Annotated in this window: 17 protein-coding genes and 1 pseudogene; 11 read left to right on the plus strand and 7 right to left on the minus strand. The window is 67.4% G+C overall.

Annotation, left to right across the window (positions count from 1 at the left end; genetic code table 11):
- Nucleotides 1-744 (plus strand): annotated as a pseudogene (locus tag RWO33_RS09110) (helix-turn-helix domain-containing protein); the annotation flags it as partial.
- Nucleotides 745-788: 44 nt separating this feature from the next.
- Entirely contained in the window at nucleotides 789-1,424 is a 636-nt protein-coding gene (locus RWO33_RS09115; RefSeq protein WP_314104486.1) for a PQQ-binding-like beta-propeller repeat protein, read from the plus strand.
- A 17-nt stretch (nucleotides 1,425-1,441) separates the two neighbouring features.
- Here the strand turns inward: RWO33_RS09115 and RWO33_RS09120 are convergent, their stop codons facing one another.
- Nucleotides 1,442-1,687 (minus strand): DUF2789 domain-containing protein, encoded by a 246-nt coding sequence (locus RWO33_RS09120; protein WP_145479279.1) that lies wholly within the window; start codon nucleotides 1,685-1,687, stop codon nucleotides 1,442-1,444.
- Between the two features lie 182 nt (nucleotides 1,688-1,869).
- Here RWO33_RS09120 and RWO33_RS09125 point away from each other — a divergent pair, with 182 nt between their 5' ends.
- Nucleotides 1,870-2,457, plus strand: coding sequence for a biliverdin-producing heme oxygenase (locus RWO33_RS09125; RefSeq protein WP_314104488.1), 588 nt, complete (start codon nucleotides 1,870-1,872; stop codon nucleotides 2,455-2,457).
- A 32-nt stretch (nucleotides 2,458-2,489) separates the two neighbouring features.
- On the opposite strand, the gene RWO33_RS09130 is transcribed toward RWO33_RS09125, so the two are convergent.
- The gene (locus tag RWO33_RS09130; protein ID WP_314104491.1) at nucleotides 2,490-4,517 is read right to left on the minus strand and encodes a sodium-translocating pyrophosphatase; all 2,028 of its coding nucleotides are present in this window, start codon (nucleotides 4,515-4,517) and stop codon (nucleotides 2,490-2,492) included.
- Between the two features lie 358 nt (nucleotides 4,518-4,875).
- On the opposite strand from RWO33_RS09130, the gene RWO33_RS09135 reads away from it, so the two are divergent.
- Entirely contained in the window at nucleotides 4,876-5,379 is a 504-nt protein-coding gene (locus RWO33_RS09135) for a hypothetical protein (RefSeq protein WP_145479282.1), read from the plus strand.
- A 2-nt stretch (nucleotides 5,380-5,381) separates the two neighbouring features.
- Here the strand turns inward: RWO33_RS09135 and RWO33_RS09140 are convergent, their stop codons facing one another.
- Nucleotides 5,382-6,638 carry a 6-phosphofructokinase gene (locus tag RWO33_RS09140; RefSeq protein ID WP_145479283.1) on the minus strand — a complete coding sequence of 419 codons (1,257 nt, stop codon included), beginning with the start codon at nucleotides 6,636-6,638 and terminating at the stop codon, nucleotides 5,382-5,384.
- A gap of 140 nt (nucleotides 6,639-6,778) precedes the next feature.
- Between RWO33_RS09140 and RWO33_RS09145 the strand changes: the two genes are divergently transcribed.
- The 3 genes from RWO33_RS09145 (at nucleotide 6,779) to RWO33_RS09155 (ending at nucleotide 9,613) form a co-directional block, all read left to right on the plus strand.
- The gene (locus tag RWO33_RS09145; RefSeq protein WP_314104494.1) at nucleotides 6,779-7,342 is read left to right on the plus strand and encodes an adenylate kinase; all 564 of its coding nucleotides are present in this window, start codon (nucleotides 6,779-6,781) and stop codon (nucleotides 7,340-7,342) included.
- A gap of 284 nt (nucleotides 7,343-7,626) precedes the next feature.
- Nucleotides 7,627-8,991 carry a UDP-N-acetylmuramate:L-alanyl-gamma-D-glutamyl-meso-diaminopimelate ligase gene (gene mpl, locus RWO33_RS09150; protein ID WP_314104497.1) on the plus strand — a complete coding sequence of 455 codons (1,365 nt, stop codon included), beginning with the start codon at nucleotides 7,627-7,629 and terminating at the stop codon, nucleotides 8,989-8,991.
- Nucleotides 8,992-9,001: 10 nt separating this feature from the next.
- Nucleotides 9,002-9,613: an LON peptidase substrate-binding domain-containing protein gene (locus tag RWO33_RS09155; protein WP_145479286.1), complete on the plus strand. Its 612-nt coding sequence runs from the start codon at nucleotides 9,002-9,004 to the stop codon at nucleotides 9,611-9,613.
- A 52-nt stretch (nucleotides 9,614-9,665) separates the two neighbouring features.
- Here the strand turns inward: RWO33_RS09155 and RWO33_RS09160 are convergent, their stop codons facing one another.
- Nucleotides 9,666-11,657: a VTT domain-containing protein gene (locus RWO33_RS09160; RefSeq protein ID WP_314104501.1), complete on the minus strand. Its 1,992-nt coding sequence runs from the start codon at nucleotides 11,655-11,657 to the stop codon at nucleotides 9,666-9,668.
- Nucleotides 11,658-11,760: 103 nt separating this feature from the next.
- Between RWO33_RS09160 and RWO33_RS09165 the strand changes: the two genes are divergently transcribed.
- From RWO33_RS09165 to RWO33_RS09175, 3 genes are all read left to right on the plus strand, one after another.
- Entirely contained in the window at nucleotides 11,761-12,423 is a 663-nt protein-coding gene (locus RWO33_RS09165; protein WP_314104503.1) for a serine/threonine-protein kinase, read from the plus strand.
- A 588-nt stretch (nucleotides 12,424-13,011) separates the two neighbouring features.
- Nucleotides 13,012-13,305, plus strand: a complete 294-nt coding sequence (locus RWO33_RS09170; RefSeq protein WP_314104506.1) for a hypothetical protein — start codon at nucleotides 13,012-13,014, stop codon at nucleotides 13,303-13,305.
- A gap of 318 nt (nucleotides 13,306-13,623) precedes the next feature.
- Nucleotides 13,624-14,463, plus strand: coding sequence for an NAD(P)-dependent oxidoreductase (locus tag RWO33_RS09175; RefSeq protein WP_314104509.1), 840 nt, complete (start codon nucleotides 13,624-13,626; stop codon nucleotides 14,461-14,463).
- Between the two features lie 12 nt (nucleotides 14,464-14,475).
- On the opposite strand, the gene RWO33_RS09180 is transcribed toward RWO33_RS09175, so the two are convergent.
- On the minus strand, nucleotides 14,476-14,796 hold the full coding sequence (locus tag RWO33_RS09180; RefSeq protein ID WP_314104511.1) for a hypothetical protein: 321 nt from the start codon (nucleotides 14,794-14,796) through the stop codon (nucleotides 14,476-14,478).
- Between the two features lie 327 nt (nucleotides 14,797-15,123).
- The gene (locus tag RWO33_RS09185; protein ID WP_314104513.1) at nucleotides 15,124-15,996 is read right to left on the minus strand and encodes an ion transporter; all 873 of its coding nucleotides are present in this window, start codon (nucleotides 15,994-15,996) and stop codon (nucleotides 15,124-15,126) included.
- Nucleotides 15,997-16,070: 74 nt separating this feature from the next.
- Between RWO33_RS09185 and RWO33_RS09190 the strand changes: the two genes are divergently transcribed.
- Nucleotides 16,071-17,300, plus strand: a complete 1,230-nt coding sequence (locus RWO33_RS09190) for an acetylornithine transaminase (RefSeq protein ID WP_314104515.1) — start codon at nucleotides 16,071-16,073, stop codon at nucleotides 17,298-17,300.
- 130 nt (nucleotides 17,301-17,430) lie between these two features.
- On the opposite strand, the gene RWO33_RS09195 is transcribed toward RWO33_RS09190, so the two are convergent.
- A complete protein-coding gene (locus RWO33_RS09195) occupies nucleotides 17,431-18,045 on the minus strand; it encodes an HAD-IA family hydrolase (protein WP_314104517.1) in 615 nt (204 codons plus the stop codon).
- Between the last annotated feature and the right edge of the window lie 79 nt (nucleotides 18,046-18,124).

Below are 18,124 nucleotides of genomic sequence, written 5' to 3' on the forward strand. Positions count from 1 at the left end.
CTGCAGATGCCCCGCGCGCTGGCCGCGCTCGAGCATGCCGAGGGCGCCGCCCGCGCATCGGGAATCGCGGCGCTGCAGAGCGAAGTGGCCCAGGCCCGCAGACAGCTCTCGCAGCCTGCCGCTCGCAGGCTTCAGGGCACGAGCGACGCCGCCCTGGACCTTGCCGCCGTACAGCGCCTGCTCGACTCGCCAGCGTGCGTCATCGACGGCTGCCGCCGTGGCGTGTGGTCGGATGGACGCTGGCGCCCGCTGGCACGTCGCCCTCTGTTGTTCGCGCTGTTGCATGCGCTCGGCCGGGCCTGGCCGGCCGATGTCGACCGCGACCTGCTGATTGCCGAGGTATTCCGCACCGGGGCCGGTGACCACACCCACCGTGCGCGCCTGCGTGTGGAGGTGGGGCGGCTGCGCGTGGCGCTGCAGGACCTGCTGCATATCGATGCCACCGACATCGGTTACCGCTTGCGGGCGCCGCCCGGCGTCGATGTGGCGGTGCTGGCGCCGCCGCGGGAGGGAGAGCCGGCGGCGCTGGAAGCGCTGCTGGGCGATGGTGCGGCCTGGTCCACCTCGGCGCTGGCGCTGGCCGTGGGCGCCAGCCAGCGCACCGTGCAGCGCGAGCTGGCAGCGCTGGAGGCGGCGCAGCGGGTACGCAGCCACGGCCGCGGACGTGCACAGCGCTGGCTCGGTGCACCGCGGGTGGGATTCACGACGATCTTGTTACTCCCAGCTTCGCTGCCAGGCGACTAGTGTCGTTGCCAGGCACCCCTTCCGACGTGCCAGGAGATGCGGGAATGAACACGACCACTGCCGATGTGATCCGGGAGTACGGCCCCTTCGCAGGCGCCGAAGCCGTGCACGGGGTCAGCTTCGATGGCCGCCACGTTTGGGCCGCCGTGGGCGCCGAACTGCTGGCGATCGACCCGGAAAGCGGCCGCACCGTGCAGTCGCTGGCGGTGCCAGGCGACGCCGGCACCGCCTTCGATGGAACCCACCTCTATCAGATCGCCGAGGCGCGGATCGACCGGATCGACCCACGGACCGGTGAGGTACTGGGCTCGATCCCCGCGCCCGGCGGTGGCGCGGACTCCGGGATGGCCTGGGCTGAAGGCAGCCTGTGGGTAGGCCAGTACCGCGACCGCCGCATCCACCAGATCGATCCGGCCGATGGGCGCGTACTGCGCACGATCGAATCGGACCGCTTCGTCACCGGCGTGACCTGGGTCGATGGCCAGCTCTGGCACGGCACCGACGACGGCGAACGCAGCGACATCCGCCGCGTGGACCCGATCAGCGGTGAAGTGCTCGAGCGCCTGCAGATGCCCGACGGCATGCATGTCAGTGGCCTGGAGTCGGACGGTGACGGCGTGTTCTATGCCGGCGGCGGGCGCAGCGGAAAGCTGCGTGCGGTACGTCGCCCGCGCGATTGACGTAGGGCGGGGCGGTACTAGCGCGCCACCGAATCGGCATGCAGCGCTTCGTTGAGTTCATCGACCACGATCGCCCAGTCGGCATCCTCCTTCAACTGTTCGCCGAGGAACTGACGCTGGGCCGCGCTCCAGTACGTCGCCTCGGTGACCTTGACGTCGGCCGGCAGCTGGTGGCCGAGGATGAACGCGGCGATGGCCTCGTTGCTGGACTCCAGGCCCAGCTGTTCGAACAACGTGGTCATGCGCGATTCGGTGGTGTCCATCATGGCAATCCTGGGTGGGGCGGAAGAATGCGCCATTATCAACACCCCGAAGTGATGATGGCATCGCCGGAATGGGGGAGCAGGCCCACCCGTCCATCCCGCTTGCGGTAGTCTGCTTGGCAGGCGTCTTACCCCTGTGTCGTGCGCTGCGCGGCATTGCCAACCTTTCCTGCCAGAACGCCATGAACGCCCCCGAGACCCTTGAAGCCACCCGCAGCCAACGCCTGAAGGCCGCTACCCGCGACAGCCACGGCGCGCTGGACAAACGCATCATGGCCGGCGACATCTTCGCCGACCGCGACCGTTTTGCCCGCTTCCTGCGCGTGCAGTACCGCTTCCATCGCGATATCGACGCGCTGTATGCCAACGCCGCGCTGGATGCGCTGCTGCCGGACCTTGCCGAACGCCGGCGGCTGCCGGAGGTGACCCGCGACCTGCGCGATCTGGAACAGATCCTGCCGGAGCCGGTGCCGATGCGGCTGGACCCGGACCTGCCGCTGGCGGCGGCGCTGGGCTGGCTGTACGTGGCCGAGGGCTCCAACCTGGGCGGCACCGTCCTCTACAAGATGGCGGCTCAGCTGGGCCTGGACGCGGATTTCGGCGCGCGGCACCTGGCCGCGCATCCCGATGGTGCGGCACGCCACTGGCGTGCCTTCACCGCAGCGCTGGACAGCGTGCAGCTGACCGACGCCGAAGAGCAGCAGGTGATCGAGGCCGCCAACGCGGCGTTCCGCAGCGTGCACGACCATGTCGAACTGGAATTCGCATGAGCGCTGACGGCCAGCCTCGGGCACCCTGACCGCTACAGCAACGGCACCAGCAGCAGCGCCACGATGTTGATGATCTTGATCAACGGGTTGATCGCCGGCCCGGCGGTGTCCTTGTAGGGATCGCCGACGGTATCGCCGGTCACCGCCGCCTTGTGCGCTTCGCTGCCCTTGCCGCCGAAATGCCCGTCTTCGATGTACTTCTTGGCATTGTCCCAGGCGCCGCCGCCGGTGGTCATCGAGATTGCGACGAACAGCCCGGTGACGATGGTGCCGATCAGCAGCCCGCCCAGCGCGCGCGGCCCGAGCAGCAGCCCGACCACCACCGGCACCACCACCGGCAGCAGCGAGGGGACGATCATTTCGCGGATCGCCGAACGGGTCAGCATGTCCACCGCGCGGTCGTACTGCGGCTTGCCGGTGCCCTGCATGATCCCGGGAATCTCGCGGAACTGCCGTCGCACTTCCTCCACCACCGCCCCGGCGGCGCGGCCGACCGCCTCCATTGCCATGGCCCCGAACAGGTAGGGGATCAGGCCGCCGATCAACAGGCCGATGATCACCGTGTGGTCGGACAGGTCGAACGCGAATACTTCGCCCGGGTTCGCCGCCTGCAGGTTGTGGGTGTAGTCGGCGAACAGCACCAGCGCGGCCAGCGCCGCGGACCCGATCGCATAGCCCTTGGTCACCGCCTTGGTGGTGTTGCCCACCGCATCCAGCGGGTCGGTGATGTTGCGGATTTCCGGCGGCAGTTCGGCCATTTCGGCGATGCCGCCGGCGTTGTCGGTGATCGGTCCGTACGCGTCCAGCGCCACGATCATGCCGGCCATCGACAGCATCGCGGTGGCCGCGATGGCGATGCCGTACAGCCCGCCGTGCAGGTGTGCCAGCCAGATCGCCAGGCACACCGCGATCACCGGCAGCGCGGTCGACTTCATCGACACCCCCAGCCCGGCAATGATGTTGGTGCCATGCCCGGTGGTGGAAGCCTGTGCCACGTGCTGCACCGGCTTGTACTGGGTCCCGGTGTAGTACTCGGTGATCCACACGATCAACCCGGTCAGGACCAGTCCGATCAGCGCGCAGAGGTACAGGTTGAACGCACCATGCGCGTTGTCCGGCATCAACTGCAGGGTAATCGGGTAGAACGCGATCGCGGCCAGCACGCCCGACACGATCACGCCCTTGTACAGCGCACCCATGATCGAGCCGCCTGGTTTCACCTTGACGAACAGCGCACCGATGATCGAGGCGATGATCGACACCCCGCCCAGCACCAGCGGGTACAGGATCGCATTGCGCCCGGCCTCGGCGATCATCAGGCTGCCCAGCAGCATGGTGGCGATCACCGTCACCGCGTAGGTCTCGAACAGGTCGGCGGCCATGCCGGCACAGTCGCCGACGTTGTCGCCGACGTTGTCGGCGATCACCGCCGGGTTGCGCGGGTCGTCTTCGGGAATGCCGGCCTCGACCTTGCCCACCAGGTCGGCGCCGACGTCGGCGCCCTTGGTGAAAATGCCGCCGCCAAGCCGGGCGAAGATCGAGATCAGCGACGAGCCGAACGCCAGCCCGACCAGCGCATGCAGCGCCGCGCCGGTGTCCAGCCCCAGGCGCAGCAGCAGCGCGTAATACCCGGCCACCCCAAGCAGGCCCAGCCCGACCACCAGCATGCCGGTGATCGCACCGCCGCGGAACGCCACGTCCATGGCCGCACCGAGGCCATGGCGTGCCGCTTCGGCGGTACGCACATTGGCGCGTACCGACACGTTCATGCCGATGTAGCCGGCCGCGCCGGACAGCACCGCACCGATCGCGAAGCCGATCGCGGTGTACCAGCTGAGGAAGAACCCGACCAGCACGAACAACACCACGCCGGCGATGCCGATGGTCAGGTATTGGCGGTTGAGGTAGGCGCGCGCGCCTTCCTGGATGGCGGCGGCGATTTCCTGCATGCGGGCATTGCCGGCCGGTTGCCGGAGAATCCAGCGTGCCGAAACGATGCCGTAGAGAATCGCAAGAATGGCGCAGAACAACGCAAGTGAAAGCCCATGACGTTCCAGCATGTCCCCTCCCGGGTGATGGATGGCATCCAGTCGACGGACGAACCTCACCACGTGGGGGGGCACAACGGGCTGCAACGATGGACCAACCCGTTCAGACCGTACCCGGTCATCAAGCGTGTGGCTTTGTTCAGCAATCCTGGAGCGCCCCCCGAGTATGCAATGAAATGCCACGTTCTGCCCATCGCATGCGCCGGACCGCATGGCGAGCCCCAGCCGCCGGTCGCACGAGGCTGTAGCGCCGACCGTTGGTCGGCTCCGCGGTTCGCGCACACCCACCCGCCCCGGCAGCCCACCCCCTTGCCACACCGTTCATCCCCCCCAAGCCACCCTCACCTCCACCCCAACGGAGGCTTCCCACATGTCCCCCCGCCACCTCATCCTGCTGGCCCTGCTCCCCTGCGCAACCACGTTCGCCGCCGAAACCCCCGAACTGCAACGCCCGACCGGCACGCCGCAGGCGGTCAATACCGTGCACACCCTGCGCCAGATTCCTGAAGCCTGCGCCCGCCTGGAAGGCAGCTTCACCGGTGACCCCGCCCAGCCCTACCGCTTCAACGTGGTCCGCACCAGCGAGCAGTGCCAGCCGCGCGCCCGTTTCGTCGACTTCGAAAAAGCCCAGCCCAGCGTAGCCAAGGGCTGGAAACTCAACGACGTGATCCGCGTGCCCAGCGCGGCGTGCCCCGCGCAGCAGGCGGTGGTGCGGGTGTGGCGCCTGCCGGTGGAACAGAAGCCGCAGCTGGACGGCCAGGGCCAGTCGCGCATCTACCTGGAGGAGGCGAAGAAGCAGGCCGCCGCCGGCAAGACGGCGCAGATCCCCATGTTCGCCGCACAACTGGCGGTGGAAGGCGCCGCCTGTCGCTGACCTTACGCCTCGAACGCCGGCAGCTTCTTCTTCACCGCCACGTTCTTCAGCGTCACATACTTCGGCAACCCATCCGCGCCATAGGGCAGCGGGGCCTCGCCCTTGATCAGCGGCGACAGGTAGGCGCGTGCCTTGTCGGTGATGCCGAAGCCATCGCGGCGGATGAAGCCGGCCGGCATTTTCTTCTCGTGGTTGGCGACCTTGTGCAGCGGTGCCGGTTCGATCTTCCAGCGATAGGGCGCGTCGCTGCTGCGCACGATCACCGGCATCACCGCGTTCTGGCCCTTCAGTGCGTACTGCACCGCCGCCTTGCCCACGGCCTGCGCCTGTTCCCAGTCGGTCTTCGAGGCGATATGGCGCGCAGACCGCTGCAGGTAGTCGGGCAGGGTCCAGTGCACTTTGTAGCCAAGCGCGTCCTTGACCCGCGCGGCCAGCTGCGAGGCCACGCCGCCCAGCTGGGTGTGCCCGAACGAGTCCTTGCCGCCGCCGGCATCTGCCACGAAGCGGCCATCGGCAGTCTGGATGCCTTCGGAGGCGACCACCACGCAGTGGCCCACGCGTTCCACCACCTGCTTCACCTTGGCCAGGAACGCGGCCTCGTCATAGGCGCGCTCGGGCAGCAGAATGATGTGCGGGGCCTCGTCCGGTCCATTTCCGGCCAGCCCGGCCGCCGCCGCCAGCCAGCCCGCGTGCCGGCCCATGGCCTCGTAAACGAACACCTTGGTGGAGGTTTCGGCCATGGCCGCCACGTCCAGCGCCGCCTCGCGCACCGACACGGCGGTGTACTTCGCCGCCGATCCGAACCCGGGGCAGGTGTCGGTCACCGCCAGGTCGTTGTCGATGGTCTTGGGCACGCCGATGCAGGTCAGGTCGTAGTTGAACGCCTTGGCCAGCTGGGACACCTTCCAGGCCGTATCGGCCGAATCGTTGCCGCCGTTGTAGAGGAACCAGCGCACGTCGTGCGCCTGCAGCACCGCCAGCAGGCGCTCGTAGCGGGCGCGGTCGGCGTCCAGCGATTTGAGCTTGTAGCGGCATGAGCCGAACGCGCCGCCCGGGGTGTGGGCCAGCGCCGCGATCGCCGCGGCCGACTCCTTCGAGGTGTCGATCAGCTCCTCGCGCAGGGCGCCCAGGATGCCGTTGCGCGCCGCCAAGACCTTGATTCCCTTGGCCCTGGCGGTGCCGATCACCGCCGAGGCGGTGGCGTTGATGACGGCAGTGACGCCGCCTGACTGGGCGTAGAGCAGGGTACCTTTGGACATGACTGGACCTTTTTCGGGGGGAAGGACATTGCAGGGACATTACCGGTATGAGGTAAAGTGCGTGTATTGCGGTGCAGCGTGATTGTGGACAATCCCGGGACGCGCGCCCTTCCGTTTTTTACCAAGTTGGAGTCAGGTTGATGCGATTGGTTCTGTTGGGACCGCCCGGTTCGGGCAAGGGGACACAGGCGACGCGCCTGAAGGAACACCTCGAGATTGCGCACATTTCCACCGGTGACCTGCTGCGGGCCGAAGTGGCCGCCGGCACCGAGCTGGGCAAGCAGGCCAAGGCCGTGATGGATGCCGGCAACCTGGTGTCCGACGACATCCTGCTGGGCATGCTCGAATCGCGCCTGGGCCAGGCGGACGTGGCCAAGGGCTTCATCCTGGACGGTTATCCGCGCAACGTGGCCCAGGCCAATGCGCTGGACGCCCTGCTGGCGAAGATCGGCCAGCCGCTGGATGCGGTGGTGCAGCTGGATGTACCGAGCGAACTGCTGGTCGAGCGCATTGCCGGCCGCGCCCAGGAGCAGGGCCGCGCCGACGACAGTCCCGAATCGGTGCGCCAGCGTCTTCGCGTGTATACCGAGCAGACCGCGCCGGTGGTGGACTTCTATGCCGATCGCGGCACGCTGGCGCGCGTCGATGGCGTGGGCGGGCTGGAAGAAGTGGAAGCCCGCATCCACGCGGCGATCAAGGCCTGACAACCTACACGCGCACGCCCGGTCCTATCGGAACCGGGCGTGCGGTGTAGAGCGCCAGCGATCGGGCCTGCTCAGAGCCCCACAATATGAGCCCCCCTGGGGATGGCCTCTTGGGGAGTAGGACCATCGGGGGTACTGCGGCTGGCGCGATGAATTGTGTACGTGTTCACAGTAGCCCGCTATCGGGGATTCCCTTACACCTCGACATCCTTTTCGCTCGCTGTTCGCAGCCAGGCAGCGCCTGGCGCTACCCGCTGGTGTTGGCGATAGGCGACAATCGGGTGATGAGCACGATCCACATTCTTGGTATTGCCGGCACCTTCATGGGCGGCGTGGCCGCGCTGGCGCGGGAACTGGGCCATACGGTCCGTGGCAGCGACCAGGCGATCTACCCGCCGATGTCCACCCAGCTGGAGCAGCTGGGCATCGCCCTGGATCCGGGCTACCGGGCCGACAGCGTCGGCAGCGACTGCGACGAAGTGGTGGTCGGCAACGCGCTGTCGCGCGGCAACCCGGCCGTGGAAGCGGTGCTGGATGCCGGGCAGCGTTACATTTCCGGTGCGCAGTGGCTGTCCGAACAGGTCCTGCCGGGCCGCGACACGCTGGCCGTGGCCGGCACCCATGGCAAGACCACCACCACCACCATCCTGACCTGGCTGCTGCAGTCCGCCGGCCGCGAACCGGGCTTCCTGATCGGCGGCGTGGCCGAAGATTTCGGTGTGTCGGCACGGGTGGGGCAGGGCCGCGAATTCGTGGTCGAGGCCGATGAGTACGACACCGCCTTCTTCGACAAGCGCAGCAAGTTCGTGCATTACCGGCCGCTGGTGGCGATCCTCAACAACCTGGAATACGACCACGCCGACATCTTCCCCGACGTGGCCGCGATCCAGCGCCAGTTCCACCACCTGGTGCGCACCGTGCCCGCGCGCGGGCGGCTGATCGTCAATGGCGAGGACGCCCACCTGGCCGAGGTGCTGGCGATGGGCTGCTGGACCCCGGTGGAGCGCTTCGGCTTCGACCCCGGCCTGGAATGGCATGCTGAGCTGGTCAACGCCGACGGCAGCGCCTTCGTGGTGCACCACCGCGGCGTGGCACTGGGCGAAGTGCGCTGGTCTCTGCTGGGCCGCCACAACGTGCTCAACGGCCTGGCGGCGTTGGCGGCCGCGCACGCGGTGGGTGTCGCGCCGGCCAGCGTGATCCCGGCGCTGGCGCAGTTCCGCAGCGTCAAGCGGCGCATGGAAGTGATCGGCGTGGCCGACGAGATCACCGTGTATGACGATTTCGCCCATCATCCCACCGCCATCCAGACCACGCTGCAGGGGCTGCGCGCCAAGGTCGGCGACCGCCGCATCGTGGTGGCGATGGAGCCGCGCAGCAACTCGATGCGGCTGGGGGCACACGCGCACGCGCTGGCGCCTTCGCTGGCATTGGCCGACGCCGTGGTGTTCCTGCACCGTCCCGAGCTGGCCTGGGATGCGGCCTCGGTGATTGCCGCGGTGCGCGGTGAAGCGCACGCCGTGCCCGATACCGACGCACTGCTGGGACAACTGGGCGCGATCGTGCAGCCTGGCGACCACGTGGTGTTCATGTCCAACGGCGGCTTCGACGGCGCACCGCGCCGCTTCCTGGCCCAGCTGCAGGCGCGCTGAGCAACCGGCCATGACCGATTCCGTCGCCACGTTGCCGCTGTTCCCGCTGCATGCCGTGCTGCTGCCCGGGGCCGCGCTCGGGCTGCGCGTGTTCGAGCGGCGGTACCTGGACATGCTGCGCGAGTGCAGCCGCAACAACACGCATTTCGGGGTCTGCATGATCCTGGACGGCAACGAGGTGGGCGATCCGGCCACGCCGGCGGCGCACGGCGTCGAAGCGCGCATCGATGATTTCGACATGGGCGCCGACGGCGTACTGGTGCTGCGCCTGCGCGGGCATCGTCGTTTCCACGTGCGCCAGGTGCGGGTGCGCGACAACGGCCTGATCATGGCCGAGGTGGAATGGAGCCCGCCCGATCATGACGACGAACTGCGTCCGGAGCACGCGCTGCTGTCCACCGTGCTGGGTCACATCATCGAACAGGCCGGCACCGCGTTCGCACCGGCGTACCCTGCGCTGATGGACCAGGCCGCCTGGGTGGGCTGGCGGCTGGCCGAGCTGCTGCCGCTGGAAGAAGCGCAGCGCCTGCAGCTGCTGCAGATGGACGACCCGCACCAGCGCCTGGACGCGCTGCTGCGCTGGATGCCCGCCAACGCAACCCCCATCGACGAGAACTGGTAACGCGACCGGGCAATGACCCCCCCGGTAGATCACGACCGTTGGTCGTGATCCCTCAATACGTCCTGACCCGCAGCACCGGCATGCCGGTCTCCGGGTGCGTCCCCACTTCCTGCGGCAACCCGACCAGCGCCTCGCGCACCGCGTTCAACGACGGGTCGATGCCGCGCATCGGTCGCCACATGCCGATCAGGTGGACGTGCTGCTGGTAATGCAGGGTCTGCGCGCTGCCCAGCCACAGCGGCTGGCCGCCCGGCTGCAGCTGGGCCGACGCCGGCCACAGGCGCAGCGCGAAGATCTCATTCGGCGCATTGCCCGGGCGCAGCATCAACAGCGACTCGACCTGGGTGTCCAGGGTGGCCGGCAGCACCGGCACCTCGTCTTCGGTGGCGGACTTGTCCAGCATCACCAGCGCCTGTTCCCAGCCGGCCTGCGGCTGCGCGCGCCAGCCCTGGCGTTCCAGCTGCTCGCGCAGCGGTGCCAGCGGCCCGGCCACCTGCACGTCCAGCGGCCAGCGCTGGTCGTCGTCGAACTCATTGCGCCGCGAGGGCAGGGTGCGCCACTGGCCGTCCCACCACGCCTGCGCCGCCAGGTTGGCCGGCGCCCGCTGCGCCGGTTCGAAGCGCTGCAGCTTCAACTCGGTGTTGCGCGGCGCATACCACAGCGCGGCCACCGCGAAGGTGCCGTAGAACAGCCAGGACACCGGCTTGACCCAGAACGAGCGGTTGAAACGGCGGCGATAGGCGATGCCCAGCACCAGCAGCCAGAACATGCCGAACAGCATGCCGCCGACCACGTCGCTCAACCAATGCGCACCCAGGTACAGCCGCGCGAAGCCGATCAGGCTGACGATGATGCCCGACAACAGGTACGGCCAGACCCGCGTCCGCCCGGGCAGCTCACGCGCGATCAGCACCGCGAAGAAACCGAAGGTGATGGTGGCCATGGTCACCGATACCGACGGGAAGCCGAAGCCGCTGCTCGCATCCGGCGGCCGTACCACGTCCACCGTGGCGCCCAGCAGCCGGGTCAGGGCCAGGCCGAACGCCAGTGCGGCCAGCCAGTGTGCGGCGGCCATCCAGCGTCGGCGCCAGACCAGGTAACCCATGGTCACCAGGGTCGGCGGCAGCAGTACCTGCCACGCACCGAGCGAGGCCAGCGCCGCCATCGGGTAGTCGGCCAGCGGGTTGCGCAGGGCCAGCATGGCCTGGTGCACGGCCAGGTCCAGGCTGAGCGGTTCGCCGTGCGCGACCACCACCGTCAACAGCGCGAACCAGCCCCATCCGAGCAGCAGCAGCATCAGCGCCAGCATCGCCAGCGGCACCGACTCGCGGCGTTGCGGGTCGAACACCGACACCGAGTAGCGGCCCAGCGTGGGATGGCGCTGCGACCACTGCAGCAGGCTGGCCAGCCAGCTGTCCATGCGCGCGGCCGACCAGCGATAGCCATACAGGACGATCGCCCAGACCACGCCCATCAGCACGCCGACCAGGGCCAGCACCAGCACCAGTCGCCCGGCCACGGCGGCCACGGCGTCGTAGGCTTCGCCCAGCACCCAGCCCGGCGCCAGGAACAGCACCGCCCAGGAAATGCTGGCAATGGCGCTGGCCTGCATGTAGCGCATTGCCGGCATGTCCATCATCCCGGCAATGGCCGGCACGAACGGACGGATCGCGCCGACATAGCGCGCCACCAGGATGCTCTTGAAGGCGTTGCGGCGGAACATCGTCTCGCCGCGGTCGAGCAGCTGCGGGTAACGGCTGAACGGCCACACCCCGCGCAGCCGGTCGCCCCAGCGCCGGCCGATCCAGTAGCTGATCCCGTCACCGGCGAAGGCGCCCAGCGCCGCGCACGCCACCGCGTACGGTCCGGAGATCTGCCCGAGGCCGATGAAAACGCCCACCGCGAACAGCAGGGGCAGGGCAGGTACGATCGCACCCAGCACGATCACCGCATCGCAGAAGGCGATGAGGAAGATGACCGCGCCGGCGAGTACCGGGTGAGCTGATATCCACGCGAGCGTGGCATCGATCCATGACGAGTCCATCGGGGGATTATAGAGGGGGCAAAGTGACTGACTCCCGGCCAGCGGCAGCCAATGTGCATGGGCTGTCGGCAATGAACCTGATCCGCCGCCTAGAATGTCGGCCATGAATCGACCGCTCCCGCCCGCCTCCCAGGCCCTGAAAGCCGACAGCTTCGGCCGCATCCTGCTGATGGAAGAGGGCGGCCGGCGCTTCGTCCGCCGCGACCTGGGCGCCACCCCGTGGTGGCTGCGCCTGCCGGCCTGGTGGCTGGCCCGGCGCGAAGCGCGCGCGCTGGCGCATCTGGACGGCATGCCCGACACTCCGGCGCTGCTGGCGTGGAACGGCCGCTGGCTGGACCGCAGCTTCATGGCCGGCGACGCCATGTACCAGCGCCCGCCGCGCGGCGACCTGGCCTACTTCCGCGCCGCGCGCCGGCTGCTGCAGAAGGTGCACCGCCACGGCGTCGCCCACAACGACCTGGCCAAGGAAGCCAACTGGCTGGTCCGCGAAGATGGCAGCCCGGCGCTGATCGACTTCCAGCTCGCGGTGATCGGCAACCCGCGCTCGCGCTGGATGCGCCTGCTCGCTCGCGAAGACCTGCGCCACCTGCTCAAGCACAAGCGCATGTACTGCCGCGAATCGCTGACCCCGGTGGAAAAACGGGTGCTCAAACGCCACTCCTGGGTACGCGACCTGTGGTTCCGCACCGGCAAGCCGGTGTACCGGGTGGTGACCCGGAAGATCCTGCATTGGGAAGACAACGAAGGGCAGGGCCCGAAGCCGTGACTTGGCGATTTGGTTGCGCCTCCCCATAGCTCGGACCAGGCCAGCCCGAAAATCTCCGGGACTATTCCCTGGGAAGGAGTTTGAGCTATGTGAGCGACTCCTGTGGCGTTGGGCTTCCGACGTGCACCCCAGTGCTCGGCAATCAAGTGATCGAGTGACTCAATTGGAATTGATGAGTCAATCGAACTTTTCTTCGTTCAATTCCAGACCTGATTTGCTAGGTTCTCCCTGCTGCAGCATCTGTAGGTAACACCGCCGGCGGCGCGGTGAAAGGAGATCTAATGTCGACAGGCCACGTTGTGCTTGCTCTGAAAAGGGGGGCTCTTCTCGGAGTGATGTGCTGTGCATTCCTCAGCATCTCGCTGCTCAGTTCAACGGCAAGAGCTCAAACGTTCACCTACTTCCACACAGATCCGTTAGGTTCAATCGTGGCTGAAACAAACGAGCAAGGCGAGGTGATCGCGCGTTACGACTACGAGCCATATGGCGCGGTAGTTGGAGGGAAAGCTGACGACGGGGAGCTATGAGGTGCTCGTAAATGAAGTGGATAATGTCGTCGAGCACGCCCTCTTCAAAGGAGCTCGATAGATGGACGATGATCTGAAGCGCCTTGCAGGTGCGCTCCTCGGGCTGGAAAGTGGGCGGATGAGCGCTCAGGAATTCTGTCGGTTCTTTGAGAGTCTCTGGAACCTGGAGATTAACAAGGCCGGCTTGCCGGATGAGCTGTACACCTGTCTGGATCATCTCTTTGATGAGGTCGCTTGGTTCAGTCCCTATCCGCGCGATCAGTGGGAGTATCCCCACTACCGCGACGAGGCCCAGATCAGGCAAGCCGCAGTCCCCGCCATGCGAATGCTTGGCTTGGGCGATGAAGCTGGATGACGGGAATGCCCTGAAAGCGTCGCTGGCCGCCCCCTGCCTGGCGGATGATGCTGCCCCTGGCGCGACGTCCTGCCTGATCTGTACTGTGCCGATGTCGGCGGCCGACTGCGCGGGCCAGGCAACGGACCCGCTCTCCTCGGACGTGGTTGCGGCAGGCTCGGACGGACCGCCTTGTCAAGCAGTGGCAAGAACCAGCAGCGTAAAGACGGGCGGCTGACAGCGGGAATGGCGTACGGCAGGTACCTGGCAGTGGTAATCGGGATGTGGCTATCGTCAAGTGCCGACTTGTTGCGCGTTGTCGCGGCATACTGGGAGACCATGAATCGAGGGAGTCATCTCGTGGCCAGTCTGAAAGGGAAAACCCTGTTCATCACCGGCGCCTCGCGCGGCATCGGCTTGGCCATTGCCCTGCGCGCCGCGCGCGATGGCGCCAACGTGGCCATCGCGGCCAAGTCCGCGGTGCCCAATCCGAAGTTGCCCGGCACCATCCACAGCGCCGCCGAGGCAGTGACCGCGGCCGGCGGGCAGGGCCTGGCGCTGAAATGCGACATCCGCGAAGAGGACCAGGTGCGCGCGGCGGTTGCCGCCACCGTGGATACCTTTGGCGGCATCGACATCCTGGTCAACAACGCCAGCGCGATCTGGCTGCGCGGCACGCTCGATACGCCCATGAAGCGCTTCGACCTGATGCAGCAGGTCAATTCACGCGGCAGCTTCCTGTGCGCGCAGGCCTGCCTGCCGCACCTGCTGCAGGCGCCCAATCCGCACATCCTGACCCTGGCGCCGCCGCCGAGCCTGGACCCGAAATGGTGGGGCCCGCACACCGGCTACACGCTGGCCAAGATGGGCATGAGCTTCGTCACCCTGGGCCTGGCAGCCGAATTCGGCCCGCAGGGCGTGGCCGTCAACGCGCTGTGGCCCCGCACCGTGATCGCCACCGACGCGATCAACATGATTCCCGGCGTGGACGTGGGCGGTTGCCGCACGCCGGAGATCCTGGCAGATGCCGCGCACGCGGTCCTGACCCGCGACGCCGCGGGCTTCAGCGGTCACTTCCTGCTGGATGACGAGGTACTCGCGAAGGCCGGCATCACTGACCTGAGTGGATACGCCGTAGACCCGACACGGCCGTTGATGCCGGATCTGTTCCTGGATTGATCAGGCGCTGGCCTACGCCTGGGTGAAACTCTTGCCGCGGTCGGTCATTACCTCTGCGATGGAGTTGCGAACCGCAGACATGTTGGCTTCCAGCTTGGCGACGTTTGCCATTGTTTTCAGGCAATCCTGCAGTCGTTGACGTTCGTACTCTGCCAGATGCGCTGAGTACGACAGCGACGCCTGGGTCGATGCGGTGTGATGCGGTAGCGCGCACGTCACGGATACGTTGCTGAGTGTGTCGGGGCCGGCCCTTGAAGCGGCAGCTGGGGCCGCGACAAGCGAACGGGGCTCCGCACGTGAGGCGCCGGCGAGTGAAGAAATGGGAGTGATCATGCGCGACGATTTCGTATGGTGGTGGACAAGTGGAGGCTACGTCCATCCAGCAGCGATTGCTTTCGCGATTCAATCCTTGAGACCTTGACGCGAGCGCGCGTGCCGCCACCTGTCCATCGGCTCCGGCAGCCGCTCCCACAATCGCGCGCCACGGCGCCCCGCTTTGGCTGTCGTCATCGTACTGCGCACGAAAAAATGCGTAGTGCCACGCCATGCGTGGCAACCGCGCGCGGCACGGAAAGGCGTCCGCAGACGCAGGATTTCCGTTCCCAACCGCCCGTCCGACGCCATGATCCCATACGAAGAGCAGCCACGCAGGGCGTGGCTCTACGTGTTCATCGGCTCCGGTAGCCGCTCACCGCACTGGCGGCAATGGCGTGCATCCGGCTCATGCCCTTCCAGCCCGCATGCCGGGCACCCGCGCGCATCGCGCTTGGACGCGCGTTCGGCATCGCGCATGGTATTGGCCAGCTCCGCGGTGTAGATGCCGGTGGGCACGGCGATGATGCTGTAGCCGATCAGGATCAGCACCGAGGTGACGAAGCGGCCCAGTACGGTCTGCGGCACGATGTCGCCGAAGCCTACCGTGGCCATCGTCACCACCGCCCAGTACATCGCACTGGGAATGCTGGTGAAGCCATGGTTCGGCCCTTCGATCACGTACATCAGGGTGCCGGCGATGATCGTGATGGTGATCACCGTGAACAGGAACAGCAGGATCTTGCGCCGGCTGCGCCACAGCGATTCCATCAGCACGCCGCTCTCTTCGATGTAGCGGGTCAGCTTGAGGATGCGGAACACGCGCAGGATGCGCAGCGCGCGCACCACCAGCAGGCTCTGCGCGCCGGGGATGAACAGCGACAGGTAGGTTGGCAGGATCGAGGCCAGGTCGATGATCCCCCAGATGCTGAAGGCGTAGCGCAGCGGGCGCTTCACCACCACCAGCCGCAGCAGGTACTCGGCGGTGAACAGCAGGGTGAAACCCCACTCGACCACGTACAGCCAGCTGGCATGTTCGATGTGGAAGCGCTGCACGCTGTCGAACATCACCACGAGCACGCTGGCGATGATGGCGTACACCAGCAGCAGGTCGAAATTGCGCGACGGCCGGGTGTCGTGCCGGTAGATGATGTCGAACCAGGTCCGGCGCCAGCCGGACTCGGTGGCGGGGTTCAGCTGGGGGGCGCGCAGGGGGTGCATGGGCCGCATTGTGCCCCAGCCGGTGGAGGGGGAGAATGGACCCCCTTCCCGGACCCCTCGGACCCCTGACCGCCATGACCGCTGCTGCCCCCGACCCGCTCCTGTCCCTGTCGCATTACTACCTGCCGGTGTACAAGCCGCGCCAGGTGGTGCTCGAGCGCGGCCAGGGCGCCCGCGTCTGGGACAACCAGGGCCGTGAGTTCATCGACCTGGCCGCCGGCATCGCGGTGTGCGGGCTGGGCCACAACGACCCGGACCTGAAAGCGGCGCTGATCGAGCAGGCCGGCAAGCTGTGGCACACCAGCAACGTGTTCTACAGCGAGCCACCGCTGCGCCTGGCTGAAGAACTGGTCACCGCGTCCCGGTTCGCCGAGCGCGTGTTCCTGTGCAACTCCGGCGCCGAAGCCAACGAAGTGGCGATCAAGCTGGTGCGCAAGTGGGCCTCGTCGCAGGGCCGTCCCGCCCACCAGCGGGTGATCGTGACCTTCCGTGGCAGCTTCCACGGCCGCACCCTGGCGGCGGTGACCGCCACCGCGCAGCCGAAGTACCAGGAGGGCTACGAGCCGCTGCCCGGTGGCTTCCGCTACGTGGACTTCAATGACGAGGTGCAGCTGGAAACGGCGATGGCCGCCGGCGACGTGGCCGCGGTGATGCTGGAGCCGATCCAGGGCGAAGGCGGGGTGATGCCGGCCAAGCCGGGCTTCATGAAGCGCATCCGCGAGCTGTGCGACCAGCACGGCGCGCTGATGGTGCTCGACGAGATCCAGGTGGGCATGGGCCGCACCGGTACCCTGTTCGCGCATTGGCAGGACGAGGTCAAGCCGGACATCGTGACCCTGGCCAAGGCGCTGGGCGGCGGTTTCCCGATCGGCGCGATGCTGGCCGGCCCGAAGGTGGCCGAGACCATGCAGTTCGGTGCGCACGGCACCACCTTCGGCGGCAACCCGTTGGCGGCGGCGGTGGCGCGCGTGGCGCTGCGCAAGCTGTCCTCGGCGGAGATCGCGCGCAACGTGAGCCGCCAGTCGCAGGCGCTGCGCGATGGGCTGGGGAACATCAATGACGAGTTCAAGGTATTCAGCCAGGTGCGCGGCCGCGGCCTGATGCTGGGCGCGGTGCTGGACAAGGATTTTGCCGGGCAGGCCGGGGCGATCTTGGATCACGCTGCCGAACATGGGCTGCTGACGCTGCAGGCCGGGCCGGACGTGCTGCGCTTCGTGCCGGCGTTGAACATCACCGATGAAGAGATTGCCGAAGGGCTTAAGCGGCTGCGGGCTGCGGTGCAGTCGTTCGTCGCGTCGCGTTGAGGAAGGGCAGCTGACTGACGGTAGCCGACTAAGAGCAGCCGACTAACAGTCGGCTCTACACGTCGGCTCTACACGTTGGCGTTCCCGTCCCGTTGGGGGGTAGAGCCGACTGTTAGTCGGCTGCCCTGCATCAGGCATCGATGCCGAATCGGTGCATGAGCTTGCCGAAACTACGGCTGTCGTTCGCGGTATCGGCGTGCAGCCCGGCCAGGCGGGCGCCGCGCACATTGACGAACAGATCGTCGACGAACAGGGTGCGGGTGGGACGTGCGTCGAGCCGTTCCACCGCTTTCAGGAACACCGCCGGGTCTGGCTTGCGGCCGCCCAGTTCGCCGCTGCACAGGATGCGTCCTTCAAGCATCGGGGCCAGCGTGGGCAGGATGCGCGGAATGGTCTGCGCCATCAGTGCGCCGTTGTTGGTGAGGATGGCGATCGGCATCACCTGCGCGATGCGCTGCACGCGCTCGACCACGCCGGTCTGCGGCGGCGAGGCCGCGATGCGCGCGTCCTGCCATTGGGCGAGGCTGATGGTCACGCCGAGTGCATCGCCCAGTTGCTGCAGATAGCGCGTGCTGTCCAGTCCCAGATCGAACTGCTGTTCCAGTCCGCTGTCGAACAGTGCCGCGTGCACCTGTGCGGGCGTGCATCCGCAGGACTCGGCCACGTGGCGCACACGCAGGTGCCGCGCGTAGTTGACCAGCACGCCATCGAAATCCAGCAGCAGGCAGTCCAAGGCAACCGGCATGTTCCACTCATGTGCGAAGCGACAGCCGACGTTACCGCACTGCTGGGCGTCGCTGCGACATCCCGTCGCACCACGCCCT

This window comes from uncultured Stenotrophomonas sp. (assembly GCF_963519925.1).
GTDB classification, from domain to species: domain Bacteria; phylum Pseudomonadota; class Gammaproteobacteria; order Xanthomonadales; family Xanthomonadaceae; genus Stenotrophomonas; species Stenotrophomonas maltophilia_AE.